This window comes from Methylococcus sp. S1M (assembly GCF_051295855.1).
In the GTDB taxonomy this organism is placed as follows: domain Bacteria; phylum Pseudomonadota; class Gammaproteobacteria; order Methylococcales; family Methylococcaceae; genus Methylococcus; species Methylococcus capsulatus.
Genome location: NZ_JBPDXO010000006.1, coordinates 133,193 through 159,683 on the forward strand (window position 1 = coordinate 133,193; position 26,491 = coordinate 159,683).

General features: G+C 64.2%; 26 protein-coding genes and 1 tRNA gene. 13 read left to right on the forward strand and 14 right to left on the reverse strand.

The window, feature by feature from the left end:
- Positions 1-454: 454 nt before the first annotated feature.
- The 4 genes from queA (at position 455) to ACSHWJ_RS11855 (ending at position 3,162) form a co-directional block, all read left to right on the forward strand.
- Complete coding sequence (queA, locus tag ACSHWJ_RS11840; RefSeq protein WP_432539833.1) at positions 455-1,498, forward strand: tRNA preQ1(34) S-adenosylmethionine ribosyltransferase-isomerase QueA; 1,044 nt, start codon at positions 455-457, stop codon at positions 1,496-1,498.
- Complete coding sequence (locus ACSHWJ_RS11845; protein ID WP_432539832.1) at positions 1,495-1,938, forward strand: HIT domain-containing protein; 444 nt, start codon at positions 1,495-1,497, stop codon at positions 1,936-1,938. The genes queA and ACSHWJ_RS11845 overlap by 4 nt, the downstream gene beginning before the upstream one ends.
- The gene (locus ACSHWJ_RS11850) at positions 1,836-2,219 is read left to right on the forward strand and encodes a YkgJ family cysteine cluster protein (RefSeq protein ID WP_432539831.1); all 384 of its coding nucleotides are present in this window, start codon (positions 1,836-1,838) and stop codon (positions 2,217-2,219) included. The genes ACSHWJ_RS11845 and ACSHWJ_RS11850 overlap by 103 nt, the downstream gene beginning before the upstream one ends.
- Before the next feature lie 61 nt (positions 2,220-2,280).
- On the forward strand, positions 2,281-3,162 hold the full coding sequence (locus ACSHWJ_RS11855; RefSeq protein WP_432539830.1) for a L,D-transpeptidase: 882 nt from the start codon (positions 2,281-2,283) through the stop codon (positions 3,160-3,162).
- A gap of 50 nt (positions 3,163-3,212) precedes the next feature.
- On the opposite strand, the gene secF is transcribed toward ACSHWJ_RS11855, so the two are convergent.
- The 13 genes from secF to ACSHWJ_RS11920 form a co-directional block, all read right to left on the reverse strand.
- The gene (gene secF, locus ACSHWJ_RS11860) at positions 3,213-4,142 is read right to left on the reverse strand and encodes a protein translocase subunit SecF (RefSeq protein WP_218797377.1); all 930 of its coding nucleotides are present in this window, start codon (positions 4,140-4,142) and stop codon (positions 3,213-3,215) included.
- A gap of 11 nt (positions 4,143-4,153) precedes the next feature.
- A complete protein-coding gene (secD, locus tag ACSHWJ_RS11865) occupies positions 4,154-6,004 on the reverse strand; it encodes a protein translocase subunit SecD (RefSeq protein ID WP_017364900.1) in 1,851 nt (616 codons plus the stop codon).
- A 63-nt stretch (positions 6,005-6,067) separates the two neighbouring features.
- Positions 6,068-6,418 carry a preprotein translocase subunit YajC gene (gene yajC / locus ACSHWJ_RS11870; protein WP_432539829.1) on the reverse strand — a complete coding sequence of 117 codons (351 nt, stop codon included), beginning with the start codon at positions 6,416-6,418 and terminating at the stop codon, positions 6,068-6,070.
- A gap of 45 nt (positions 6,419-6,463) precedes the next feature.
- Positions 6,464-7,576 (reverse strand): tRNA guanosine(34) transglycosylase Tgt, encoded by a 1,113-nt coding sequence (gene tgt, locus ACSHWJ_RS11875; RefSeq protein WP_432539828.1) that lies wholly within the window; start codon positions 7,574-7,576, stop codon positions 6,464-6,466.
- A 74-nt stretch (positions 7,577-7,650) separates the two neighbouring features.
- A tRNA-Leu gene (locus ACSHWJ_RS11880) sits at positions 7,651-7,735 on the reverse strand.
- A gap of 19 nt (positions 7,736-7,754) precedes the next feature.
- Positions 7,755-8,108 (reverse strand): preprotein translocase subunit SecG, encoded by a 354-nt coding sequence (gene secG, locus ACSHWJ_RS11885; RefSeq protein WP_432539827.1) that lies wholly within the window; start codon positions 8,106-8,108, stop codon positions 7,755-7,757.
- A 9-nt stretch (positions 8,109-8,117) separates the two neighbouring features.
- Positions 8,118-8,870 carry a triose-phosphate isomerase gene (gene tpiA / locus ACSHWJ_RS11890; protein ID WP_010960015.1) on the reverse strand — a complete coding sequence of 251 codons (753 nt, stop codon included), beginning with the start codon at positions 8,868-8,870 and terminating at the stop codon, positions 8,118-8,120.
- 78 nt (positions 8,871-8,948) lie between these two features.
- Positions 8,949-12,815, reverse strand: a complete 3,867-nt coding sequence (gene purL, locus ACSHWJ_RS11895) for a phosphoribosylformylglycinamidine synthase (protein ID WP_010960014.1) — start codon at positions 12,813-12,815, stop codon at positions 8,949-8,951.
- Positions 12,816-12,855: 40 nt separating this feature from the next.
- On the reverse strand, positions 12,856-13,563 hold the full coding sequence (gene bamC / locus ACSHWJ_RS11900) for an outer membrane protein assembly factor BamC (RefSeq protein WP_017364903.1): 708 nt from the start codon (positions 13,561-13,563) through the stop codon (positions 12,856-12,858).
- A gap of 10 nt (positions 13,564-13,573) precedes the next feature.
- The gene (gene dapA, locus ACSHWJ_RS11905; protein WP_010960012.1) at positions 13,574-14,449 is read right to left on the reverse strand and encodes a 4-hydroxy-tetrahydrodipicolinate synthase; all 876 of its coding nucleotides are present in this window, start codon (positions 14,447-14,449) and stop codon (positions 13,574-13,576) included.
- A gap of 110 nt (positions 14,450-14,559) precedes the next feature.
- The gene (locus ACSHWJ_RS11910) at positions 14,560-14,970 is read right to left on the reverse strand and encodes an ExbD/TolR family protein (protein ID WP_010959802.1); all 411 of its coding nucleotides are present in this window, start codon (positions 14,968-14,970) and stop codon (positions 14,560-14,562) included.
- A gap of 12 nt (positions 14,971-14,982) precedes the next feature.
- Complete coding sequence (locus ACSHWJ_RS11915) at positions 14,983-15,639, reverse strand: MotA/TolQ/ExbB proton channel family protein (RefSeq protein ID WP_026597639.1); 657 nt, start codon at positions 15,637-15,639, stop codon at positions 14,983-14,985.
- A 17-nt stretch (positions 15,640-15,656) separates the two neighbouring features.
- A complete protein-coding gene (locus ACSHWJ_RS11920; RefSeq protein ID WP_432539826.1) occupies positions 15,657-16,316 on the reverse strand; it encodes an energy transducer TonB in 660 nt (219 codons plus the stop codon).
- A gap of 191 nt (positions 16,317-16,507) precedes the next feature.
- Here ACSHWJ_RS11920 and ACSHWJ_RS11925 point away from each other — a divergent pair, with 191 nt between their 5' ends.
- From ACSHWJ_RS11925 to ACSHWJ_RS11945, 5 genes are all read left to right on the forward strand, one after another.
- Complete coding sequence (locus ACSHWJ_RS11925) at positions 16,508-17,191, forward strand: VTT domain-containing protein (protein WP_218797364.1); 684 nt, start codon at positions 16,508-16,510, stop codon at positions 17,189-17,191.
- 20 nt (positions 17,192-17,211) lie between these two features.
- On the forward strand, positions 17,212-18,033 hold the full coding sequence (locus tag ACSHWJ_RS11930; RefSeq protein ID WP_010960008.1) for an undecaprenyl-diphosphate phosphatase: 822 nt from the start codon (positions 17,212-17,214) through the stop codon (positions 18,031-18,033).
- A 64-nt stretch (positions 18,034-18,097) separates the two neighbouring features.
- Complete coding sequence (locus ACSHWJ_RS11935; protein ID WP_010960007.1) at positions 18,098-18,625, forward strand: glycine cleavage system protein R; 528 nt, start codon at positions 18,098-18,100, stop codon at positions 18,623-18,625.
- Between the two features lie 25 nt (positions 18,626-18,650).
- Positions 18,651-19,136: a peroxiredoxin gene (locus ACSHWJ_RS11940; protein ID WP_432539825.1), complete on the forward strand. Its 486-nt coding sequence runs from the start codon at positions 18,651-18,653 to the stop codon at positions 19,134-19,136.
- 26 nt (positions 19,137-19,162) lie between these two features.
- Entirely contained in the window at positions 19,163-20,572 is a 1,410-nt protein-coding gene (locus tag ACSHWJ_RS11945) for a PhoH family protein (RefSeq protein WP_017364199.1), read from the forward strand.
- A 9-nt stretch (positions 20,573-20,581) separates the two neighbouring features.
- Here ACSHWJ_RS11945 and ACSHWJ_RS11950 read toward each other — a convergent pair whose 3' ends face one another.
- A complete protein-coding gene (locus tag ACSHWJ_RS11950; protein ID WP_010960004.1) occupies positions 20,582-21,670 on the reverse strand; it encodes an AI-2E family transporter in 1,089 nt (362 codons plus the stop codon).
- A 160-nt stretch (positions 21,671-21,830) separates the two neighbouring features.
- Here ACSHWJ_RS11950 and ACSHWJ_RS11955 point away from each other — a divergent pair, with 160 nt between their 5' ends.
- From ACSHWJ_RS11955 to cas3, 4 genes are all read left to right on the forward strand, one after another.
- Entirely contained in the window at positions 21,831-22,733 is a 903-nt protein-coding gene (locus tag ACSHWJ_RS11955) for an ROK family protein (protein ID WP_017364198.1), read from the forward strand.
- 158 nt (positions 22,734-22,891) lie between these two features.
- Positions 22,892-23,536, forward strand: coding sequence for an MBL fold metallo-hydrolase (locus ACSHWJ_RS11960; RefSeq protein WP_026045788.1), 645 nt, complete (start codon positions 22,892-22,894; stop codon positions 23,534-23,536).
- A gap of 72 nt (positions 23,537-23,608) precedes the next feature.
- The gene (locus tag ACSHWJ_RS11965) at positions 23,609-23,884 is read left to right on the forward strand and encodes a cupin domain-containing protein (RefSeq protein ID WP_010960001.1); all 276 of its coding nucleotides are present in this window, start codon (positions 23,609-23,611) and stop codon (positions 23,882-23,884) included.
- Positions 23,885-24,176: 292 nt separating this feature from the next.
- Positions 24,177-26,483, forward strand: a complete 2,307-nt coding sequence (cas3, locus tag ACSHWJ_RS11970; RefSeq protein ID WP_282213551.1) for a CRISPR-associated helicase Cas3' — start codon at positions 24,177-24,179, stop codon at positions 26,481-26,483.
- Positions 26,484-26,491 lie beyond the last annotated feature (8 nt).

The following is a 26,491-nucleotide window of genomic DNA, read 5'->3' on the forward strand; positions in this document are numbered from 1 at the left end:
CGAATACGGTTCGATCACCGCCAGCAGCCCCTACGACGACGCCGCCTGCGCCCTCTCGGCCCGGAACTTCTCCCGCCGGGTCTACGTCTTCTTCCCGTCGAACACCAAGATGGCGAAGGGGTCTGTTTCACGGCGGCACCGCGTTCATGGGGTCCGGACAGGATCGGCTCACCCGCACCGCGTTCGTTCAGAGGCTCCCTACCGGGAGGCGTTCCATCGAGCTTATCGCAGAAACGATACGCCAACACTCGACATCGCCATGCTCCGGCAGCCCGGCGTGAATCCCCGGCTTTCGGGGAGACTCGAACGCTCGAGAAAATGAGGCGATGTGAAGAATCAACGAAGTTCTCCCCCGAATTCTGCGAACGTGCCGTTCTCGCGGTCGACGAACGCCGGAGTCGAAAGCGACGGCCTGCCCACGTCTGACCCCGGGGAATTCTGCTAACATGGACCGATGTTGAAAAGCGAGTTCCATTACGATCTGCCTCAAAATCTGATCGCCCAGTCGCCGCTGCCGGAGCGCTCCGCCAGCCGTCTGCTTTGTCTCGATGGCGCAACCGGCGCTCTGGAAGACAAATCCTTCCGTGACATCGAGAAGCTCCTGCGCCCGGGCGACCTTCTCGTATTCAACGATACCCGTGTGCTCCCCGCGCGCCTTTTCGGCCGCAAGGAAACCGGCGGTGCCGTGGAGATACTGCTGGAACGGCTCCTCGGGGAACGGCTCATGCTCGCCCATGTGCGGGCCAGCAAAGCGCCCAGGCCAGGAACCTGGCTCGCCTTGGAAGCAGAGCATCGGCTCAGGGTGGTCGAGCGTGATGGCGATCTGTTCCTTCTCGAGCTGGCGGGCGAGGAACCGCTCCAGACCGTGCTCGAACAGATCGGTCACATGCCGCTCCCGCCCTATATCACTCGCCCCGACACCTCCGCCGACCTGGAGCGCTACCAGACGGTGTATGCGACAAGACCGGGGGCAGTGGCCGCCCCTACGGCCGGTCTGCATTTCGATACGGAACTGCTGGAAAGGCTCCGAGGGGCCGGGATAGACATGGCTCGAGTGACTCTCCATGTCGGCGCCGGTACCTTCCAGCCCGTGCGCACCGAAAATCTCGAGGATCACCGCATGCACGCCGAGTATTGCGAAGTCGGGCCCGAGGTGGTGAAAGCCGTGGAGCGCGCCCGCGGCCGAGGCGGACGGGTAGTCGCAGTCGGTACCACCTCGATGCGCACTCTGGAAACGGCGGCGAGCGGCGGGAGCCTTCGGACCTTTTCCGGTGAGACCCGCCTGTTCATCAAACCGGGGTTCCGGTTCAACTGCGTCGACGCGCTCGTCACCAACTTCCACCTCCCGGAATCGACCCTGCTCGTCCTGGTCTGCGCCTTCGCAGGCCATCGCGAAACGCTCGCCGCTTACCGCCACGCGATCGCACAGGCATACCGTTTTTTCAGCTACGGCGATGCGATGTTCGTGACGCCGAATGAGCCGGCGGCGAATCGATGAAGCCCGAATCCACACCGGATTTCATCCTGCACCAACGGCTGGTCCAGGACTGCTTTCCCCTCGGCCGCTTCCCGCTCTGCCGCCTCTTGCTGATGAATGACAGCAGCCATCCCTGGTTCATCCTGGTGCCAGAGCGCGCCGGAGTCCGGGAAATTCACCAGCTCACCGCGCCGGACCGTGCCCAACTCTGGGAGGAATCGGCCGGACTGTCCACCCTGCTGGCCGACATTTACCGGGCGGACAAACTCAACGTCGCCGCAATCGGCAATCTGGTTCCGCAGCTGCACCTTCATCACATCGTGCGGTACCGGGACGACCGCGCCTGGCCGGGCGTGGTATGGGGCCGTTTCGATCCCGTGCCCTACGCCGATCCCTTCGATGGCAGACTGCGGGAGCTGCTGGAGCGTCTGCCCCGGTTCGAGGCGAATCCGCTGCCGTGAACTGCCGGCCGGGCTGCGGCGCCTGCTGCATCGCCATCTCGATTTCCAGCCCGATTCCAGGCATGCCCCGGGGCAAGCCTGCGGGGGTTCCCTGCATCCAGCTCCGCGACAATATGGAATGCGCCATCTTCGGAAGACCGGAGCGCCCGGCCTGCTGTTCCAGCCTTCGGCCTTCCGACGAAATGTGTGGCGGAGACCGCTCACATGCGATGACCTGGCTGGCCCGACTCGAACAGGCCACCCTGCCGGCGGCGGAGAACACGCCCCACCGGCCGCCCTGAGCAGCATCTCCGCAGATGAGCTACCATACCCCCTGGAAGTTCCCCGGCCAGGGAGCCAAGCATGAAAACGAGGCCGTTCGGCCCGGCTATACGTCAAGGCGCGGTATCACTCCTGTTGACCTGGGTGGAGCTGGCCTCATCCTCGGGCGTCTGGGCCGGTGCATGGGAAGGCTATGGCCGCAGCGTCCCCCGACCGCGCTATGAACAGGATGAGGGAGCCAACCCGAACCATCGATTCGGTGTGCGGGAAGCCTTCACACCCTACCGCGACCCGGACAGGAGCGAGGCCGAGTCATTGCCCGATCCCTTACGTGATCCAGCCTTTGCCAGCTACCGGCTGATCGTCATCGTCAACAAAACCGACAGCGCGTTCTGGGGCAAAGGCCAGACCCTGCGGGTCTACCGGCGGGGAGAAGGGCTCCTCTATTACTGGCTGATATCCACGGGGCTTCCCGGATTCGAAACGCCCTCCGGCTATTTCATCCCCCAGGGCTTCTCCTCCCGGCACTGGTCCGGCCCCTACGATGCGCCGATGCTCTGGTCGGTCTTCTTCAACGGCGGTGTTTCCCTGCATTCCTCGCTGGACCGTGATGCGCTCTACAAGCTGGGGCGGGCGGCCGACTCGCACGGCTGCGTCCACATCGAGGACCACCGGGCGGAGGAGCTTTATCACCTGATCGGCCAAAGCGGATACGGCCTGATCGACCAGATCGGGCGTCATACCGGGCGCCCCGTGCGAGCGGGAAACGCCCCGAAGAAAATCAGTGGCTACCGGACGCTCATCATCGTCGCACCGACGGCGCACTATTCACAGGCCGGCGAAACTTCCGATTCCAGCCAGCCCGGGGAGCCCGCAGAACCCGCCGGCGCCGTGCAGGCGCCGCCCGAAACCGGCACGCGGGACACGCCCGAGCCGCCGGCAAACTATCTCGACCTCTTCTGACGCATGAGAGGCCGCGCAAGGCGGCCTCCGGGGAGCGGGACGGCCCCGGCTCAGGGCCGGTTATCGACCAGCCCTTCCTTCTCGGGCAGCAGCAGATCGGCCCGGCTTACGCCCAGCGCCAGCACGACGGGGCAGGCGACCAGCACCGAGGAATAGATGCCGAACACGATGCCGATGGTCAGCGCCAGGGCGAAGTTGTGCAGGGCGTCACCGCCGAAGAAGAACATCGCCAGCACCATCAGCTGCGTCATGGAATGGGTGATGATGGTGCGGGACATGGTGGCGGTGATGGCGTTGTCGATGACGTCCGTCACCGCCGCCTTGCGCATCTTGCGGAAGTTCTCACGCACCCGGTCGAACACCACCACGGACTCGTTCACCGAGTAGCCCAGGATGGCGAGCACGCCGGCGAGCACGCTGAGCGTGAACTCCCACTCGAAGAAGGCGAACATCCCCAGGATGATGACGATGTCGTGCATGTTGGCGATCATCGCCGCGACGGCGAACCGCCAGGCGAACCGCATCGCCAGATAGGCCATGATGCCGGCGGCCACGAGCATGAGCGCCAGTCCACCGCTTTCATACATTTCCTTGCCGACCTGCGGCCCGACGAACTCGACGCGCTTGAGTTCGGCCGTCCCGTCCTGGGCCTTGAGCGCCGAGAAGATCTGGTCGCTCTGCCTGGCGCCGGTATCCTCTCGCAGCGGGAGGCGAATCAGGACGTCGCGGGAAGTGCCGAAATTCTGCACGGCGGCTTCGGCGATCCGTTGCTCCTCCAACGTCTTGCGTATCGCTTCGAGGTCGGCGGTCTGGGCATAACGGACCTCCATCAGGATGCCGCCGGTGAAGTCGATGCCCAGATTGAGGCCCTTGAACCCCAAAGCCAGGATGGCGAGGATGAAGGTCACCAGGGAGATGGTCGTCGTGAGCCTCCCGTAACGCATGAACGGGATGTCACGCTTGATCTTGAAGAATTCCATGGCTGCTATCCTCAGACTGCGATCTTGACCAGCTTGCGCTGCCGGCCATAGGTGAAATTGACCAGCGCCCTGGACACCAGGACGGCGCTGAACATGGAGGTCAGGATGCCGATGCACAACACCAGCGCGAAGCCCCGTACGGGGCCTGCCCCAAGCAGGAACAGGGCCACGCCGGCGACGAAGGTCGTGACGTTGGAGTCCAGAATCGTAGCGAATGCGCGCTCATAGCCTGCATGGATGGCGGCATGGGGCGTACTGCCCGCCCGCAGTTCCTCGCGGATGCGTTCGTTGATGAGCACGTTGGCGTCGATGGCCATACCCACGGTCAGAGCGATACCCGCCAAACCCGGCAGCGTCAGGGTCGCTTGCAGCAGCGACAGCACGGCAACCAGCAGGAGGACATTCGCCGCCAGCGCCAGAATGGAGAACAGGCCGAACATCCGGTAATAGAGGATCATGAACACCGCGATGGCGATGAAGCCGTAGCCGTTGGACTTGACGCCGCGGTCGATGTTTTCCTTGCCCATGCTGGGGCCGACGGTGCGCTCCTCGACGATGTCCACCGGTGCCGCCAGCGCCCCCGCCCGCAGCAGGAGAGCCAGGTTCCGCGCCTCCTCGGTGCTGTCCAGGCCGGTGATCTGGAAACGTTTGCTGAAACGGTCGCGGATGGTGGCGATGTTGATGACCTCCTCGACCTTTTTCTTGGTCGTCACCTTCTGGCCATTGATCTCCTTGGTCTCGGACTTGTTCTCGATGTAGACCACCGCCATGGCTCGGCCGACGTTTTCGCGGGTGGTGTCGCCCATCTTCTTGGCGCCCACGCTGTTGAGCGTGACGTAGACCGCCGGCTGGCCACTCTGCTGGTCGATGCCGGAAGCCGCGTCGACGACCTGGTCGCCGGTGACGATGATCTTGCGCTCCAACAGAACCGGACGGTTCTGGCGGTCGCGGTAGAGATGCGAGCCCAACGGCGCTTTCTCCCCCTCGGCCGGCACCGGGTGTTCGTTGTCGACGAGCCGGAACTCCAGAGTCGCGGTGGCGCCGAGGATTTCCTTGGCCCGCGCGGTATCCTGAACGCCGGGCAACTGGACGACGATGCGATCCTCGCCCTGCTGCTGGATCACGGGTTCGGCCACACCGAGCTCGTTGACGCGGTTGCGCAGCGTCGTCGTGTTCTGGGCTACGGCGAAGCGCTTGATCTCACGCCGCTCGACTTCGGACAAGCGTCCTTCGAGCAGGTTTTCGCCTTCCTTGACGTCGATCTGTAGCCCGCGCAGCTCGCGCTTCAGCAGCACCTGCGCCTGCGACAGGGCGTTGGGATCCGGCAGCCGGACCTGGATCACGCCGTTCTGTTTTTCCACCGACTGGTAACGAATCTTGTTTTCGCGCAGCAGGCTGCGGGCGTCTTCCGCGTAACGGTCTTCCGCCTGCTTGATGGCAGCATCCATGTCGACCTGAAGCAGGAAATGCACACCGCCCCGCAAGTCCAGTCCCAGATACATGGGCTTGGCACCAAACGCGCGCAGCCAGGAAGGCGTCGACGGCGCCAGATTCAAGGCCACCGTGTAGGCATCCCCCAGCTTCTCGTTCAGAACGTCGGACGCCTTGAGCTGCGAATCGGTATCACTGAACCGGATCAGCATGCGCTTGTCAGCCATCTCCACGGCCTTCGCCTTGAGACCGGCCGCATCCAGCAGCCCCTGCACCTGGACCTTGAGGCTGTCATCGACCTTCGCCGCACGAACCGCCGACAATTGAACGGATGGGTCTTCACCGAAGAAATTGGGCAGCGCGTAAATGATCCCGAGGATCAGCACGGCTGCGACCATCAGGTTTTTCCATAAGGGAAAACGGTTTCGCATGCTCGGAACCTATTTGGAAACGGGAGTATCCGGCGGCTCGGCAAAGCCGCCGGAGAGGCGGGTTTACTTGGATTCGGGTTTGCGCTTGGCCGCTTTGTAAGTGCCCTTGGGCATGAGCGAGGCCACGGCGCTGCGCTGTACGCAGATCTGGACGTTTTCGGCCACTTCCAGCGTGACGAAATTGTCGTCGACCTCCACCACCCGGCCCAGAATCCCCCCCGTCGTGACCACTTCAACCCCCTTGACGAGCGACTGCAGCAGCTTCTTGTGCTCCCTCTGGCGGCGGTTCTGCGGCAGCACGAACAGCAGGAAGAACACGGCAAGAACGGCCATGGGCAGAATCAAACCCGCGGCCCCGGGTTCCTGCGCAGCGGGGGCGGCCTCCGCCAAGGCGTCGGCAATAAAGAAACTCATGGTCAACCTCTAGTTCTTATTCGACGAATTCAAAGTCGCGCATTATCACATAAATGCGTTACCGGTGGAGCGGAGGGCATGGAATCGCTCGACGAACCGCTCGAGGGTTCCTTCCTCGATGGCAGCCCGCAGACCTGCCATCAGTTCCTGGTAATAGAACAGGTTGTGGATGGTGTTCAGACGCGCCCCGAGGATCTCGCCGCAACGGTCGAGATGGCGCAGATAGGCACGGGAATAGTGACGGCAGGTGTAGCAGCCGCACTCCTCGTCGATCGGCCGCAGATCGTCCCGGTACCGGGCGTTGCGGATACGGACCGCCCCGAAGCGGGTGAAAAGATGGCCGTTGCGTGCATTGCGGGTCGGCAGCACGCAGTCGAACATGTCGATGCCGCGCGTCACCGCATCGACGATGTCTTCCGGCGTGCCCACTCCCATCAGATAGCGGGGACGTTCGGCGGGCATCTGCGGCATCAGCGCTTCCAGTACCCGGTGGCGGTCCTCCTTGGGCTCTCCAACCGAGAGGCCGCCGATCGCGTAGCCGTCGAAGCCGATCTCCTGCAAACCCGCGATCGAACGGGCCCGCAGGTCTTCGTACATACCGCCCTGGACGATGCCGAACAGCGCGGAAGGGTTATCGGCGTGCGCCGCCTTGCTGCGCTCCGCCCAGCGCAGGGAGAGTTCCATCGAGGCGCGCGCCTCGCCGTATTCCGCCGGGTATGGCGTACATTCATCGAACACCATCACGATGTCCGAGCCCAGCGCGCGCTGGACGGCCATGGACTCTTCCGGCCCCATGAAGACGGGACTCCCGTCGATGGGCGAGCGAAACAGCACCCCCTGCTCGCCGATCTTGCGCATCGCGCCCAGGCTGAACACCTGGAAGCCACCCGAGTCGGTAAGGATCGGCCCGTCCCAGTGCATGAACCCGTGCAGGTCACCGTGGGCCCGGATGATATCCACGCCCGGACGCAGCATCAGATGGAAGGTATTGCCGAGAATGATCTCCGCGCCACTGTCGCGCAATTCCTCAGGCGTCATGGCCTTGACAGTGCCATAGGTACCCACCGGCATGAAAGCCGGCGTCTGCACACGACCGCGAGGAAACGAGAGCTCGCCCCGGCGGGCCGGACCATCGCAGCATTTGACAGCGAATTCCATGGACTCTATCGCCAAAATGAAAAAAGCCGGTCTGAACGCCAACGCGTCAAGACCGGCTTTAGGGATCTTCGAATTGGTGCCGATGGTCGGACTTGAACCGACACGACTTGCGTCACCACCCCCTCAAGATGGCGTGTCTACCAATTCCACCACATCGGCTGGCTGTTCAGGAAGGACGTCATTGCGCAGGCTGCGCCGGCACATCGGATCCACTCTTGGCGGGCTCCGGGGCCACCGCAGGCATGTCCGGTTGTGACTGCTGGACAGCAGGAACGTCCATGATATCGAGCCGCCTATTATCCACATGACCGGACAGATAAGCAAGAGTCAGGCTCGTGCCGAAGAACAGGGTGGCCAGAATGGCCGTGGTCCGCGACAGAAAGGACGCCGCGCCCCGCGCGCCGAACAGGCTGCCGGACGAACCGCCGCCGAAGCCCGCGCCGGCATCCGCTCCGCGCCCCTGCTGCAGCAGCACCAGTCCGACGATGCTCAAGGCGAGCAAAACATGAAAGACAGTCAACGCTTGAATCATAAAAAGCCCCTAAACTGAAACTGAATGACAGATCGACAGAAACGCCCGCGCATCGAGCGAGGCACCGCCGATCAGGCCGCCATCGATGTCGGGCATCGCAAACAATTCAGCGGAATTCTCCGGCTTCACGCTTCCGCCATAGATAATCTGCACCGCCTGAGCCACTTCCGGATTCCACCGGGCGATCAAACTCCGGATGTGATAGTGCACCTCCTGGGCCTGGCCGGTGGTCGCGCTGCGCCCGGTCCCGACGGCCCAAACCGGCTCGTAAGCGATCACCGCATGCTCCAGGGACTGGACGCCGGCGAATTCGAACACGGTGTCGATCTGCGCCCCGATCACCGCAAGGGTCCTGCCCTGCTCCCTCTGCTCCAGCGTTTCGCCGACGCAGAGGATCGGTTTGAGATGTCCCTGGATCGCCTGTTCGTAGCGGGACGCCACGAGTTCGTTCGACTCGCCATAGAGCAGACGCCGTTCCGAGTGCCCGACGATGGCCAGCTCACAGCCGAACTCGCGCAGCATGCCGGCTGAAATCTCGCCGGTGAACGCGCCGGAGTTGTGGTCCGCGACGTTCTGCGCACCCAGCATCACCTTGGTGCCCTTCAGTATCTCGGATGCCTGGGGGATGTAAACGAACGGCACGCACACCCCGACTTCTGCCTTACAGTCTCCGATGCCGGCCAGGATGTCGTTCAGCAGGCGAGCCACGCTCGCGCTCCTGCCGTTCATCTTCCAGTTTCCAACCACCAGAGGACGACGCATCGATCCGGACTCCTCGGAAAAATCGATCGATTATACCTTCGCTCAAGACCTTTTCAATGCCGGTCCAACCCAAGTCAATTATCCGACCCACCGCCTGGCGTTGCGGAACATTCGCATCCACGGACCATATTCGCCCCAATCCCTGGGCCGCCAGGAATTCTGCACGGTACGGAAACAGCGCTCCGGGTGCGGCATCATGATGGTGAAACGCCCGTCCGGCGTGGTCAGACCGGTGATGCCACGAGGCGAACCGTTGGGATTGAAGGGATAGGCTTCGGTAATCCGGTCATAGTTGTCGACGAAGGCGACCGCCACGAGCTGTCCCCCATTACCGGTTCCGGGGCGGTATTCGACCCGACCCTCGCCGTGCGAGACCACGACCGGCAGCCGCGATCCCGTCATGCCATCGAAGAAGATCGACCGGGACGGCTGGATTTCCACCATGGCGACCCGCGCCTCGTACTGTTCGGAACGGTTGCGCACGAAGCGCGGCCAATTCTCGGCCCCCGGGATCAGTTCGTGCAATTGCGAAAGCATCTGACAGCCGTTACACACCCCGAGTCCGAAGGTGTCCTCCCGCCGGAAAAAGGCCACGAATTCATCGCGCAACCGGGCGTTGTAAAGGATCGACTTGGCCCAACCGCCGCCCGCGCCGAGTACGTCACCGTAAGAAAATCCGCCGCAGGCCGCCAGTCCCCGGAAGTCTGCTAGACCGATGCGGCCTTCCGCCAGATCGCTCATGTGCACGTCGACGCAAGCGAAACCCGCCGCGTCGAACGCCGCCGCCATCTCCATGTGACCGTTGACACCCTGTTCGCGCAGTATGGCCATCCGGGGCCGCGACAGATTGAGATAGGGAGCCGCAACATCGGTGTTCGGATCGAAACTCAGTTTGGCATGCAAACCCGGGTCGCCGTCGTCGAACAGGGATTCGAACTGCTGCCGGGCGCAATCCGGATTGTCCCGCAATGCCTGCATACGGTAGCTGGTCTCGGACCATATCCCTTGCAGTTCGGCACGGCTGGCGCCGAATATCGGCATGCCCCCATGGTGCACCACGATCCTGCTGTCGGAACGCGGTGCTCCGACCACCCGGCTGCAGGCACCCAGGCCGGCATCCTCGAGCCTCACCATCACCGCGGGCAGGTCGTCGCTGGCCACCTGGATGACCGCGCCCAGCTCTTCGGCGAATGCCGCCGCCACCGGATCACCCAGGTGATCGAGGTGCAGATCGATGCCAGTCCTCGCGGCGAAGGCCATTTCCACCGCCGTGACGAACAGACCGCCGTCGGAGCGGTCGTGATAAGCGAGGATCAAGCCATCGCTGCTGAGCGACTGCACTGCCCCGAAGAACGCCCGGAACAAGGCCGGATCGTCGAGGTCCGGGCAGGTCTCCCCCATCTGGCCGTACACTTGGGCCAGGGCCGAGCCGCCGAGACGGTTGCGGCCCTGGCCGAGATCGATCAGGACCAGCACCGAAGCGCCGCCATCGAGCCGCAGTTCCGGCGTCAATGTCCGCCGCACGTCGGTCACCGGCGCGAATGCCGAAACGATCAGTGACAGCGGCGAAATCATGGCCATCTCCTTGCCGCTCTCGCGCCACACGGTACGCATCGACAGCGAATCCTTTCCGACCGGTATGGCGACACCCAGCGCCGGACACAGCTCCAGACTTACCGCGCGCACGGTATCGAACAGGCGGGCGTCTTCGCCGGGTGCGCCGGCCGCAGCCATCCAGTTCGCCGACAGCTTGACGTCGCCCAGCGAGGCAATCGGGGCCGCCAGAATGTTGGTCAACGCCTCTCCCACCGCCATGCGCCCGGATGCCGGCGCGTCGATCACGGCGATGGGTGAGCGTTCGCCCAGGGCCATGGCCTCACCGGTGACGGCGCGGAAACCCGATACCGTCACTGCCACGTCCGCCACCGGCACCTGCCACGGGCCGACCAGCTGATCCCGCGCCACCAATCCGCCCACGGAGCGGTCGCCGATGTGGATCAGGAAACTCTTGTCGGCCACCGCCGGCAGACTCAGTACCCGCTTGACGGCGTCGCGCCAGTCGAAGCCGGCGAAATCCAGCGGCTTGGTCGCAGCCGGAAGCCGGGCGACGTCGCGCAGCATCCGGGGAGGTTTGCCGAACAGCAGGGACATCGGGATCGCCACCGGATGGTTGGCGAACCGGAGGTCGTTGACCACCAGGTCTTCGTCCGCCGTCGCGTGGCCGATCACCGCGAACGGACAGCGCTCGCGTTCGCACAGCGCCTGGAAGCGTTCCAGCCGCTCCGGTCGCAGCGCGAGCACGTAGCGCTCCTGGGACTCGTTGCACCAGAGCTGCATCGGCGAGAGGCCCGGCTCCGCGCTCGGAATGTCGCGCAGCTCGAAACGCCCGCCCCGCCCGCTGTCGTGGATGAGTTCCGGCACGGCATTGGACAGTCCCCCGGCACCGACGTCGTGGATCGACAGAATCGGGTTGTCCTCGCCAAGGGCGACGCAATGATCGATGACTTCCTGGCAGCGCCGCTCCATCTCCGGATTGTCGCGCTGCACCGAGGCGAAATCGAGGTCTTCGGCGCTTTCGCCGGAGGCCACCGAGGAGGCGGCGCCGCCGCCCAGCCCGATCAGCATGGCCGGCCCGCCCAGTACCACGATGGGAGCGCCTGGCGGGATTTCCGACTTGCCCAGATTGACTTCGCGGATGTTGCCCATGCCGCCAGCGAGCATGATCGGCTTGTGGTAGCCGTACAGGCTCGCGCCATCCGGTGCCAACTGCTGGAAGGTCCGGAAGTAGCCGCACAGGTTGGGACGGCCGAATTCGTTGTTGAACGCCGCGCCGCCGATCGGCCCCTCCAGCATGATCTGGAGCGGTGAGGCGATGCGCCCCGGCCTGCCGCTGCCGGTCTCCCAAGGCTGTATGAAGTCGGGAATGCGCAGGTGCGAGACGGCGAAGCCGCACAGGCCCGCCTTGCTGTGCGAACCGCGCCCGGTGGCGCCCTCATCGCGGATTTCGCCGCCGACACCGGTGGCGGCGCCGGGGAAGGGAGAGATCGCAGTCGGGTGATTGTGGGTCTCCACCTTCATCACCAGATGGGCCGGTTCTTCCCGGTAGCCGTAGGCGAAACCGCCGGGATCCCGCAGCAGCACTTCGGCCCGCGCGCCCCGGATCACGGCGGCGTTGTCGCTGTAGGCGGAGATGATGCCCTCGGGACTCGCCTGGCTGGTGTGGCGGATCATGCCGAACAGGGTCTGATCCTGCGCCTCGCCGTCGATCCGCCATTGGGCGTTGAATATCTTGTGGCGGCAATGCTCCGAATTCGCCTGGGCGAACATCATCAGCTCGATGTCACTGGGGTTGCGCGACATCGCCCGATAGCTTTGCTCCAGGTAATCCAGCTCGTCTTCCGACAGCGCCAGCCCCAGAGCGGCGTTGGCCTTGACCAGCGCCCAACGGCCTTCCTGCATGAGCGGGACGTATTGCAGCGGCTCCGGCTCGCGTTGGCGGAACAGCATCTCTTCCTGCCCGCGGCTGAGGACGGTCTGCGTCATGCGATCGTGCAGCAGCGCCCTGACAGCTTCACGCTGCGCCGCGGACAGCTCGCCGTCGAGCTGCAGCGCGTAGGCAATGCCGCGCTCGACCCGGCAGACCGCATCCAGGCCACAGCGGCGGACGATCTCGGTGGCCTTGCTGGACCAGGGCGAAATCGTCCCGAGCCGCGGCGTCACCAGCAAAGTTTCGCTGGCTTCCGTCTCGCTCTCGACCGGACCATGGTTCAGGACCTGCCGCAGCAGCCGGTGCTCCACATCGTCCAGACCGCGCGCCAGCGCCGCGAAATGGACGAATCGGGCATCGACCTTGCGAACGGCCGGCGCGACTCCCCGCAGGGATGCCAGCAGGCGGCTGGCGCGGAACATGGACAAGGCCGATGGGCCCGGAATGCAGACAACCATGGCTATGGCTCGCAGAGTGTAGAAAAAATCGAAGGCCGCCTTATTCGGCGGGTTTGGGAGACTCTTCCGCCGTGCCGGCATCGTCCTCGCCGCCGGCTGCCGGCGAAGCGCTCGCGGATTTCTGGAACTGTGCGTGTATGGTCTTCAGCAGTTCGAGCCCCAATCCCGATTGTTGCGGGTCGTCCCGTCCATCGGTGACGAAAACCTGGGTGACCTTGCCCTTCTGCTCGACATGGACACGGAAGGCCGAGGCCGTGCTGTCGCCGCCACCGCCGAACAGGCCGGAGAACAGTCCCACGTCTTCCGGCGCGCGCTGCCCGGTACCGTTGTAATAGACCTCGAATATGCCTTTCGCCTGGTCTTCCCCGACCACTTCGAGCTTGGCCCGGCCAAGGGCGCGGTTGACCGAGCGCCAGGCATCCTCGAACGGCGCCTCGACCTCGATGAGGGGAACGTCGCTCATGTCCTGCGCCAGCGTGGTCTTCGGATCCGGCTCCACGGGCTCGGTTTCGGCCGTAGCTCGGGGCGTCGGCTCCTCCTTCGGCCGGAGGGCTTCCGCCTGGGCCGCCGAAGTCACCGCGCCCTCGATGGTCGACGAACTCAAATCCGGCGGTATTTCCAGCGGGGGTATTTCCGAATGATAGCGGTACTGCTTCTGCTTGTCCGGAAACAGGCTGGCGATATAGGTACAGCCGCCCAGCAGCCAGAGCGCACTGCCGAGAGCCGCCCATCTGAATCCATTGCCCATGGAATGGTCCTCAGAGCACGCCGGCCTGACGCATGGCCTGGCGCACCGCCTCCCGGCAGGACGCGGCCAGCCAGGTCAGCGGCAGACGGATTCCCTCCTGGATCAGTCCCATTTCGTGCAGTGCCCATTTCACGGGTATGGGATTGGACTCGATGAACAGATCATGGTGCAGGGCCTCGAGCCGGCGGTTGATCGCCTCGGCCGTCGCCCGGTCACCGGCGATGGCCGCTCGGCACATCTCCTGCATGAGACGCGGCGCCACGTTGGCCGTGACCGAGATCACGCCGTTGCCGCCCGACAGGCAGAATTCGCACGCCGTTGCGTCGTCGCCGGAATACAGGGCGAACCCCTCGGGACACAGCGCCCGGATCTCGGCCAGCCGCTCGAGCTTGCCGGTCGCTTCCTTGATTCCGACGATGCCGGGAACCTGCGCCAGCCGCCCGACGGTGGCCGGCAGCATGTCGCAGCCGGTACGGCCGGGCACGTTGTAAAGGATCTGCGGAATGTCCACTGCCTCGGCGACCGCCAGGTAATGGCGGTAGAGGCCCTCCTGGGTCGGCTTGTTGTAATACGGCGTGACGAGAAGACACGCGTCGGCGCCGACGGCCTTGGCCCTGGCGGTCAAACGGATGGCTTCGGTGGTCGCGTTCGCACCGGTACCGGCGATGACCGGGATTCTGCCGGCGGCCTGCTCCACCACCAGACGGATGACTTCCGTGTGTTCTTCCTCGTCCAGCGTCGCCGATTCGCCGGTCGTCCCCACCGCCACGATGGCATCCGTCCCCTGTTCGATGTGGAACTCGACCAGTCGCCTGAGACCGGGAACATCCAGCCTCCCATCGGGTTCCATGGGCGTTGCCAGGGCAACGATACTGCCTTGAATCATTCGATGCATCCGCTAAAAAGTGCCGATGGTAGCGTGTCGCCCCTGCCACTGACAACACGGGGAAAGATGCCCGGGGAATCGCCGGGGCCAGGACGCTGCCCCACCGGAGACTACTCCTGCACCGTCGCCAGGGACAGCCGGTTGACTCCGGCCTTGTGGGCGGCGGCCAGCACCTTGGCGACGACGGCATAGGACACCGCCTGGTCGGCGTGGACGATGTACAGGCCTTCCGGATTCTGCTGCACCCGTTCCCGGAGCTTCGCCTCCAGCTCCGCCAGACCGGCGATCTCGGTCTTGTCCAGCACGATGCGCCCCTGGGCGTCGATGCCGATCGGGGTCGATTGGCTGTCGTCCGAGGCGGCCACCGCGCCGGTCTTGGGCAGGTTGACGTTCATGCTCTGGGTCAGCAGCGGCGCCGTCACCAGGAACACGATCACCAGCACCAGCATGACGTCCACCAGCGGGGTGACGTTGATCTCGCTCATCACTTCGTCGCTGTCGCCCCCGGTTTTCATGGCCATGGCGTCTCTCCTTCAGCGGTGGGCGGTCTCGGCGGCGACCAGGTGCAGGAAGTCTTCGGCGAAGATTTCCAGCGCCTGCTGCTTGCGGCGCGATTGCCGCATCAGGAAGTTGTAGGCCAGCACGGCCGGCACCGCGACGGCGATGCCGATGGCGGTGGCGATCAGCGCCTCGCCGATCGGGCCGGCCACCACTTCCAGGCTGGCCTTGCCGCTTCGGCTGATGTCCTGCAGGGCGTGCATGATGCCCCAGACGGTCCCGAACAGACCGACGAAAGGCGCGGTGGAACCGATACTGGCCAGGACCGTGAGCCCGATATCCGACAGCCGGGATTCGCGCTCCAGCTGGCGCTTGAGTTTGCGCTCCAGGGTGGCGAGCAGGTCACCCCGGTATTTGAGGGCAGGCGGGTGACTCTGACGGGCGTTGTCGAGCACCTCGAAGCCTGCGCCGGCGAGCCGGACGACGGGAGCGGTCTTGCCGGACGCGATCTCCCCTCGGGCCTCGTCGAGGCTGGAGGCACCCCAGAACCGTTCTTCGAAGCTCCGGTTGGCGAGGCTCTGCCGCCAATACTGCCAGACCTTGAGCACGATGAGCGTCCAGGTGAGCACCGAAAAGGCGATGAGGACCCAGAGGGTGGCATTGATGATGAGGGTGGAAGTATCGGTGACCATGATTCCTGCCAGTGCTGTCAATGAGTCAGAGAGAATTCGAGCGGCACCACGACCCAGCTCGCCACGGCCTTGCCGCCCTTGGTGGCCGGGACGAAGCGCCAGCGGCGGACGGTTTCCAGCGCGGACTCGTCGAGGATGTCGTGGCCGCTGCTGGCTTGCAGCTCGACTTCGGCCGGCAGACCCGTCGGCAGCACGTGGACCTTGAGCATGACCTTGCCCTGCCAGCGCTGCTTCTTGGCAAACGCGGGGTATTCCGGCACGGGATTGTGCAGATAATTGGCGTTGAAACTCGCGGGAGTCGATGCGGGGACTGAACTACCGCTCCTCCCGCCTGGCACGCCTTCTCCGCCCGCGGCGGACGACGCTTCGGGAGGGGGCGCGGCCGGCTCGCTCCGTGGCGCGGCGTCCCCTAGCGTCCGCTCGGGCTGGACCGGGAGCGGCCTGGGCAGGGTCTTCGTCAACGGCTTGGGCTTGGCGACGGGCTTGGGTTTGGGCGGGGTGACCGGCTTGGGCGGCGCCGGGGCGGGCTGGGCGGCGGGCTCCGCCGGCTTCGGCGCCGGGGCGATCATTTCCAGCGATACCTCGATGGCCTGCTGCGGCACGCGCACCGGCTCCAGCCGCTTCATTTCGCGCCAGCCCAGCCACAGGCCGAGGTGTGCCGCGGAAACCAGCAGCAAGATTGCTGCGCCCGGTCGATAAAAGGATTCGGTCGGCGGCGGCAAGGGGCTAAGGGCGGACAAGGGAAGGATCGGAACCACACGAGATGGATTATCATACAGGGTCTCCGATACCGATTCCTAGTCGCGACTCCACCCCAATTCCACCGTTTCAAGCGTATTTCCGAGACCCTGCCCATATCCGGACCATCATGCCTGAATTGACCAGTTATCTGGACTATGTCCTCCATCTCAACCGGCATCTGCCGGAGCTGGCTGCGGCTCACGGCAGCCAGATATACCTGAGCCTGTTCCTGGTCGTGTTCTGCGAAACCGGCCTCATCATCCTCCCCTTCCTGCCCGGCGATTCGCTGCTGTTCGCCGCCGGCGCGGTGGCGGCCACCGGTGCCATGGATGTTTCGACCGTGGGCCTCGTCCTCGCGACGGCGGCGATCGTGGGCGATGCCGTCAACTACCTCGTGGGCTATTTCTTCGGATACAAGCTCCACGACCGCGACTTCCTGCGCATCATCGACCGGAAGCACATCGAGCGCACGCACAGCTATTTCGAGCACTACGGCAAGATGACCATCATCATCGCCCGCTTCGTGCCCATCGTGCGGACTTTCGCTCCTTTCCTGGCCGGCGTGGGCAGCATGCGGTACGTAGAATTCGCCACCTTCAACGTCATCGGCGGCCTGCTCTGGGTGGCTCTCCTGGTCGGAGCGGGTTACGGCTTTGGCAACATTCCCTGGGTCAAGGACCATTTCAGCACCGTGGTCCTGTCGATCATCGCCGTCTCTGTGCTGCCCCTCGTGATCGGCTACCTGCGGGAACGCTCGGCCCAGACCTCGGCCACCCCGAAGAACCGATCCCGGCCCATTCCAGATCCCTGACCTACCCATCCGCTTCCGCCATGCTGCTTCCCGATTGGCTCAACGCCCTGATCCTCGGCCTCGTCGAAGGACTGACCGAATTCCTGCCGGTGTCCAGCACCGGCCATCTCATCCTCGTGGGTGAGTTGCTGAAGTTCAACGACGACCGCGGCAAGTTGTTCGAGGTCGTCATCCAGTCCGGGGCGATCCTCGCCGTGTGCTGGGAATACCGACGCAAGCTCGTCGAGCTGCTGTTCGGCCTCGGCCACAGCCGACAGGCCCGCCGCTTCGTCCTGAACCTCATCATCGCTTTCCTGCCCGCCGGCATCGTGGGATTCCTGGCCGGCAAGGCCATCAAGGCCCATCTTTTCAATTCCACCACGGTGACGACCACGTTCATCCTGGGCGGTCTGATCATCCTTTGGGTAGAGCGGCGCCAACGCCCTCCACGGGTGGAATCCATCGACGACGTCGACTGGCGCCTCGCGCTCAAGCTGGGTCTGTTCCAGACCCTGGCGATGATCCCCGGCACGTCGCGCTCCGGCGCCACCATCATCGGCGGCCTGCTGCTGGGGCTCTCGCGCCGGGCCGCCACCGAATTCTCGTTCTTCCTGGCCATCCCGACCCTTTTCATCGCCACCGCCTACGATCTCTACAAAACGGGGGGCATCCTTCACGCGGAAGATCTCTCCGCCTTCGGGATCGGCTTCGCCGCGGCCTTCGTCAGCGCCTTCCTCGCCGTGCGCGGGCTGCTGCGCTACATCGGCGGACACGATTTCACCGCCTTCGCCTGGTACCGGATCGCCTTCGGCCTGGTCGTGCTGAGCACCGCCCATTACGGCCTGGTCGCCTGGACCGGCTGAACGGCCGGCATCACGTGGTAAACTTCCCGCAAGACTCCCGCACAACCATCCAAATCCTCACCGAATGCAAATCGTCGCAACCATATTGGGCGCCGACCGCCTGAACCTGATCGCCGACATCGGCCAGGTGGTGAGCGAGTGCCGGTGCACCCTGCTCGAAAGCCGCTTGACCGAACTCGGCACCGAATTCGCCGGCCATCTCATGGTGGAAGGCAACTGGAACCACATCGCCCGGTTCGAAAGCGCGCTGGAAAACCTGGCCGCCCGCTACGCGCTCAAGATCCACATGCGACGGCTGCCCGAGGACAAACCGCGCGAGGAGGATGCGATCCCTTATGCCGTGGATGTGGTGGCCGGGGAGAGCGGCAGCCATCTCTACGAGCTGGCCGATTTCTTCGCCGCCCGCCACATCAAGATCCTGGACGTCAGCACCAGCCGTCCACCCGCGCCCTATACCGGCACGCCGATGTTCATCGCGCACCTGACGGTGATGATTCCGCCGGCCATGAAGATCATCCCGTTGCGGGACGAATTCGTCGAATTCTGCGACCGCCAGAACCTCGATGCCATCCTGGAGCCGGTCAAGCGCTGAGCCGTTCTTTCACAGGAGCCTTCCGATGAACACACCGACCCTCGGACAAGCCGTGCCGGACTTCCAGGCCGAATCGACCAGCGGCGGGACGTTCCGGCTGTCCCAGCGGCATGGGCGCCCGCTGGTCCTCTATTTCTATCCCAAGGACAGCACCCCGGGATGCACCCAGGAGGGCCAGGACTTCCGCGACCTTTACCCCGAATTCCAGAAGCTCGGGGCGGACATCGTGGGAGTTTCGCGCGACAGCCTGAAGTCGCACGAACGCTTCCGCTGCAAGTACGGATTTCCGTTCGAGCTGCTCTCCGACGGCGACGAGGCACTGTGCCGGCTGTTCGACGTCATCCGCCTGAAAAACATGTACGGTAAACAGGTGCGAGGCATAGAGCGCAGCACTTTCCTGATCGACGCCGAAGGACGGCTCGCCGCCGAATGGCGCAAAGTCGGCGTCAAAGGACATGCCGAGGAGGTGCTCCGGGCCGTCGCAGGGCTCGCCGCGAAGACCTCCGCTTGATCGCTTTTCAAACGGAAATCCGCCCCATGACGTCCGCCGCCGACCGCAAGCTGTTCGTGCTCGATACCAATGTGCTGATGCACGATCCGGCCTCCCTGTTCCGCTTCCAGGAACACGACATCTTCATCCCGATGATCGTTCTGGAGGAGCTCGATCACGGCAAGAAAGGCCTGTCCGACGTCGCGCGGAACGCCCGCCAGGCCAGCCGCTTCCTCGACGAACTGGTCCACCTGACCGCCCTGGACGACATCGACCAGGGCATCCCGCTGACGCGGACGGATTACGCCGGCCGCATCGACGAACGCTGTCAAGGCCGGCTGTTCTTCCAGACCCGCCGGCTCGCCGCCTCCCTCCCCGTGAGCCTACCCGGGGACATTCCGGACAATTCGATCCTGGCGACCCTCCTGGCGCTGTCCGAGGAATGCCCCAACCGGCAGGTGGTGCTGGTGTCGAAAGACATCAACATGCGCATCAAGGCCACGGTGCTGGGGCTTCGGGCCGAGGACTACCACAACGACCAGGTGCTGGACGACGTCAACCTGCTCTACAGCGGCGCCATCGAGCTTCCGCCCGACTTCTGGGATACCCACGGCGGCAAGATGGAATCCTGGCAGGAGCGCGGCCGTACCTTCTACCGGGTTCAGGGTCCGCTGGTGAAGGACTTCTTCCCCAACCAGTACCTCTATCTGGCCGACGAATCCCAGTTCGAAGCCATCGTCCGCCGGCGTGAGAACGGCAGCGCCGTGATCGAACTCGCCCGCGACTTCCGCACCCCGCAACATGCCGTCTGGGGCATCCAGGCCAGGAACCGCGAACAGAATTTCGCGCTCAACGTCCTGCTCGACCCGGACATCGACTTCGTCACCCTGCTCGGCAGCGCCGGCACCGGCAAGACCCTGCTGGCCCTGGCCGCCGGCCTGGTCATGACGCTGGACCAGAAGCTGTACCGCGAGATCATCATGAGCCGGGAAACGATCCCGCTGGGCGAGGACATCGGCTTCCTGCCCGGCACGGAGGAAGAGAAGATGACGCCCTGGATGGGCGCGCTGCTCGACAACCTGGAACTGCTCAGCAGCCATGAGAACGCCGGCGCCTGGGAACGGGCGGCGACCAACACCCTGCTGCTCAACCGGGTCAAGGTCAGATCGCTCAACTTCATGCGCGGCCGCACCTTCCTCAACCGGTACATCATCCTCGACGAGGCGCAGAACCTGACCTCGAAGCAGATGAAGACCCTGATCACCCGCGCCGGCCCCGGCACCAAGATCGTCTGCCTCGGCAACATCGGCCAGATCGACACGCCCTACCTCACCGGCACCACCTCCGGCCTCACCTACGTCGTCGATCGCTTCAAGCAATGGCCGCACGCGGCCCACATCACCCTGCGCCGGGGCGAGCGCTCGCGGCTGGCGGATTTCGCTTCGGACGCACTCTGAGCCGCGCGGCTATGGGCCGCCGGCCGCGGGCATTTCGCCTTCCCCCAACCGCGGCCAGGCGCTGAGTACGGCTTTCACCAGCGTCGCCAGCGGGATGGCGAAGAACACGCCCCAGAATCCCCACCAGCCGCCGAAGAAGAGGATCGCCACGATGATGGCCACGGGGTGGAGATTGACCACCTCGGAAAACAGCAAGGGCACCAGCATCACCCCATCCAGCGCCTGGATGATGGCGTAGGCCAGCATCAGGTACCAGAAATCATCCGACACGCCCCATTGAAAGAACGCGACGATCATGACCGGAAAGGTGACCAAGGTCGCGCCGACGTAGGGGATGATGACCGAAATCCCCATCAGCACCGCCAGCAGCAAGGCGTAGTTCAGGCCCATCAGGGAAAAGGTCACGAAACTGGCCGCGAATAGGATGACGATCTCGACGAACTTGCCCCGCACGTAGTTGCCGATCTGCATGTCCACCTCTTTCCATACGCGGTTGGACAGGTTGCGGTCGCGCGGCAGGTATTGGGTGAACCAGCCCAGGATGCGGTCCCTGTCCTTCAGGAAGAAGAACACCAGGAGCGGCACCAGGATGAAATAGACCACCACGGTGATGAGGCTGACCAAGGAGGCGTAGGAATAGGTCAGCATGGACTGACCGTAGGAGATCAGCTCCGCCCGGATCGCGCCGATCAGATCGTTCACCTGTTCCTGGGTGATGTAGTCCGGATAGCGCTCCGGCAATTCCATGATCAGCACCTGCCCGCGATTCACCCAGCTCGGCGCCTGCTCGATCAGCTGCAGGGTCTGCTGATAGAGGAGCGGCAGCAGGCCGATGAACACGACCAGCAGCAGCGCGAGGAACAGGAGGTAGACGACGATCACGGAAACCAGCCGCGGCAGCTTTCTGCGCTCGCCGATCTCCACCAGGCCGTCCAGCAGATAGGCGATGATGCCGGCGGCGAATACCGGCATCAGCATCTTGGCCAGGCTGACCACGACGATGAAACCGACTACCAGCAGGATCGCGAACGAGACGGCCTGTGCGTTGGGAAGAATCCGCCTGAACCAGTCGCTGAGCCATTCGCGCAAATGCTGCATATCCCCTCCCTCACATTTTTCTAATTATCGAACTTGAACGCCCAGACGGGCTTTTTTCCCTGCATGGTACTACACGCCCGCCGAGTCTTTCCTCTCCATCGCTTGCACACCAACGCGGGGAATCGCTACCCTCACGGTTTTCGACAGACACATTGACTTCATGAGCCTGCTGCTGGGCATCGACCTGGGGGGAACGAAGGTCGAACTGATCGCCATGACCTCCCACGGCCGGGAACTGCTCCGCCGCCGCACCGATACGCCTCAGGGCAATTACCCGGAAACGATCCGGACCATCGTAAGACTGGTCGAGGAGGCCGAATACGAGCTGGCCGAGCGGGGCACGGTGGGGATCGGCACGCCGGGCGCGGTGTCGGCGGCGACGGGGCGGCTGAAGAACTCCAATTCGGTGTGTCTGAACGGCATGCCCCTGCGGGAAGACCTGGCGCGGGCGCTGGGCCGGCCGGTGCGGCTGGCGAACGACGCCGACTGCTTCGCTCTGTCGGAAGCCGTGGATGGCGCCGCGGCGCGGGCGGAAAGCGTGTTCGGGGTGATCCTGGGCACAGGCGTCGGCGGCGGAATCGTGATACGGGGCAGGCTCCTCAACGGCGCCAACGCCATCGCCGGGGAATGGGGCCACAATCCGCTGCCCTGGCCGCAAGGCATCGAGCGCCCCGGCCCGCCCTGCTACTGCGGAAAGAGTGGCTGCATCGAGACCTTCCTGTCCGGGCCGGGACTTGCCCGCGACCACGAACGCCGCACCGGCGAATCCCTGGACGCCAAGAGCATCGCCGAGCGCGCGGAACTGGGCCATGCGAGCTGCCGCGGCAGCATGGCGCTCTACGAGGACCGGCTGGCCCGCGCGCTGGCCCACGTCATCAACATCGTGGACCCGCACGTCATCGTGCTGGGCGGCGGGCTTTCCAACTGCGCGCGGCTGTATGCCAATGTACCGCGGCTGTGGGGACGATACGTGTTCTCCGACCGGGTCGACACCCGCCTGGTGCCGCCGCGCTACGGAGATTCCAGCGGGGTGCGCGGCGCGGCCTGGCTATGGAAGCGCTGAGCCAGCCGACGGTAAGCGGCACGTGCTTCAGGATCATGCGCAGCCTCCCAAGGACCGGGAAACGGCGGATCACGCGTGCGCCGAAGGACTGAAAAACCATGTCGACGGCGTTTTCAAGTACCATGGTCCTTCAGGTAAGTCAGATCGATCCAGCCTCCGTGAAATCCATCATCATCCCCGTCACCGCCTTCCAGCAGAACTGCACGATCCTCGGCTGCGAAACCACCGGCCTGGGCGCCGTCGTCGATCCCGGCGGTGAGTTGGACCGAATCATGGCCGCGGCCGGGGACGCCGGCTTCACCCTGAGCAAGATTCTGCTGACTCACGCCCATGCCGACCATGCGGCCGGCGCCGCCGGCCTGGCAGCACAGCTCGGCATCCCCATCGAAGGCCCGCAGCGGGACGATGCATTCTGGATCGAAACCCTTCCGCAGCAATGCCGGATGTTCGGCCTGCCGGGGACCACCGTCTTCACCCCCGACCGCTGGCTGGAACACGGCGACACCGTGAGCTTCGGCGCGGAGACCCTGGAAGTGCTGCACTGCCCCGGCCACACGCCCGGCCATGTGGTGTTCTTCCATCGCGGCCAGCGACTGGCGCTGGTCGGCGACGTGCTGTTCAAAGGCTCGATCGGCCGCACCGATTTCCCCCGCGGCGATTACGACATTCTCATCCGCTCGATCCGCGAACGGCTGTTTCCACTGGGCGACGACGTGACCTTCATCCCCGGCCACGGTCCGACTTCGACCTTCGGTGACGAGCGACGCAGCAACCCTTTCTTGCGAAACGGCCCTACGGCCTGAAATCTCGACGCGCCCGCGGCACTGGGCTAGATTTTCCGCTCCCTTTCCCACTCGATGACAGGAGCCGATGCCATGCCCTCGATCAAGATCGAAAACAATCCCCCGGAAACCCGCCTCGGCGAACTGGGCGTTCGGCGCTGGCCGACCTGGAGCTGCGGTGTCTCGTCCTTCCCCTGGACCTACGACGAAAGCGAAACCTGCTACATCCTCGAAGGTGAGGTCACCGTCACGCCCCAGGGAGGTGAGCCGGTCCGTATCGGCAAGGGCGACCTTGTCACCTTTCCCCCCGGCATGTCCTGCACCTGGGACGTGCATGTGCCGGTGAAGAAGCACTACACCTTCGGCTGACCGGCCCGGCGGACCCGGGTTCCGGCGCATGGACCGCACTGGATGCTTCTACCGGATCGAAAGGATGCAGCGCGACTGGCGCAACGCCCCCGCTGAACCGTTCATGGACATCCCCAAACACGGGCTGGAGGCTAAAATGGTGGGGCATCAGGGGCTTCGCTGGGCCGTCGGGGAACGGCTGCGGCAGCATCGATGCGGTATCGCTTGCGTTTTTTTGATGGGGTGGCTCAGGTTTTGAGGCCGTGGGATCGGCAAGACGGTTCGCACATGGACTTCGGGAGGTAGAAACACCGTGCGGAACGACGGTCGTTACGCGCACAGCGCCAACCGGGCAGGGATTCAGCACCGGCTGCGCGACCATTTATCGAGCGTCAGTCGGCTTGCCGGGGAGTTCGCTGGAAACGAGCCCTGGGCGGACGAGGCTCGCCTGGCCGGCCTGTTGCACGATTTGGGCAAATATGGGGATCGGTTTCAGGCACGGCTGCGCGGCGAGGACCAAGGCTTGGACCACTGGTCGCAGGGCGCTTGGCTCGCGTTGATGGAGCACAAAGCCATCGCAGCAGCCCTGGCGATCCAGGGCCATCACATCGGTCTGCAATATCTCAGCAAAGACGGGTGCTCGGGACTCAACCTGAAAACACTCACCCTGAACCATCCATTGCAGCTCTCGCTCAGCAGCCACTGTCTGGACGAATTGAAAACCCGGCTCGCCGCCGACGGCCTGACGGCGACTCAACCACCAGGCACCGTCTGCGGAATGGAACTGTCCAGCCGCATCGACCGGATGCTGGACATCCGCCTGTTGTTCTCGGCTCTGGTGGATGCCGATTTCCTCGACACCGAGGCACATTTCGAGGGTGAGGATACCGGTAAGCGCTACCGGAAACCGGGGCCTGATCTGCAGCCCGAACGCGCAGCAGCGCTCCTCTTGTCCCATATCGAGCGGTTGCAAACCGAAACCCAGGCGAACTCACGGGTGGCCGAGGTGCGTGTCGCCTTGCGTAAAGCCTGTCTCGATGCGGCGGAGTCATCGACCGGCCTTTTCACCCTCACCGCCCCCACCGGCAGCGGCAAAACGCTCGCCATGCTCGCCTTTGCCCTGGCCCATGCCCGAAAGCATGGCCTCCGGCGGGTGATCATGGTGATCCCTCATCTTTCCATCATCGAGCAGACGGCCCAAATTTACCGCGAGATTTTCGTTCCCCACTTCGGCGAGGAGTACGTGCTGGAACATCACTCACTGGCCGGGACGGGCGCGGAACGAAATCGAGCCGACAACGAAGGCAATCAGGCAGAAGACCCCGAACGCCGGCGGCGCCTGCTGGCGGAAAACTGGGATGCGCCGCTCATCGTGACCACCAGCGTGCAAATGCTGGAATCGCTATTTTCCAACCGGCCTTCGACCTGTCGCAAACTGCACCGGCTGGCGCGTTCGGTCATCCTGTTCGACGAAGTGCAGACCCTGCCCGCCGCACTCGCCGTGCCGACCCTGGCCGCGCTTTCCCATCTGGCCAAAGCCCATGCCTCCAGCATCGTATTCGCCACCGCCACCCAACCGGCCTTCTCCCATTTGCATGAGGCGGTTAGACGACACTGCCCGGCCGGCTGGCAGCCACGCGAGATCGTTCCGCAGCCGGGCGCATTGTTCACACCGTTGAAACGGGTCACGGTGGATTGGGGCGACCCCGACCACCCCCTGAGCTGGCCAACCCTCGCCGAGCGACTGGAGCAGCATCCGCAAACTTTGTGCATCGTAAATCTCAAACGGCATGCGACGGATCTGTGGACACTGCTGCAAGAAAGAGACGCCCTGCACCTTTCCACCCACCTCTGCCCGGCCCATCGCCAAGACGTGCTTGCGACCGTCCGCCAGCGGCTCGATCAGGGGAAACCCGTCCGCCTCGTCGCCACCCAATGCATCGAAGCCGGCGTGGATGTGGATTTCCCCGTGGTCTACCGCGCTTATGCGCCGCTCGACGCCATCATCCAGGCGGCGGGGCGCTGCAACCGGGAAGGCAAGCGCAAAGAACTGGGGCGGACTCATGTCTTTATGCCCGAAGACGAGCGCTATCCGCCCGGCGGCGGCTATGAACAGGCGGCGCAAGTCACCCAAATGCTGCTCAAACGCCTTGGCAAGGCACACATGGCGCTGGATGACCCCGAATTCATCATTGCCTATTACCGTGAGCTCTACAGCATCGCCGGGATCGACGAGCACCCGAAAACCAAGGCGTTGTTGGAGCACGTGAAAGCCGGGGCCTTTCCCGAAATCGCCAGGGAATATCGCCTGATCGAACGGGACACCGTCAATATCTTGGTCCCCTATGAACCATATCTCGATGAATACCAAAGGCTCTGCGAGCTGGCGGATAAATCTGGCCTGACCCGCGATTGGATCCGGCAGGCACGCCCGCTGACGGTAAGCCGGTTTCGCCCCAAACCGGAGGATCCGATCTGGGACAGCCTGCTTGCGGTCCAGCAATTCCGACGCGGACGGCGGGATATGCAAGAAGACTGGTTTATCTATGCGGTGAAAGAGCATTACCACGGCATGCTCGGACTGAACCCGCCGGGCGAACTCAATATTTGGATTGCTTAAAGGAGAAA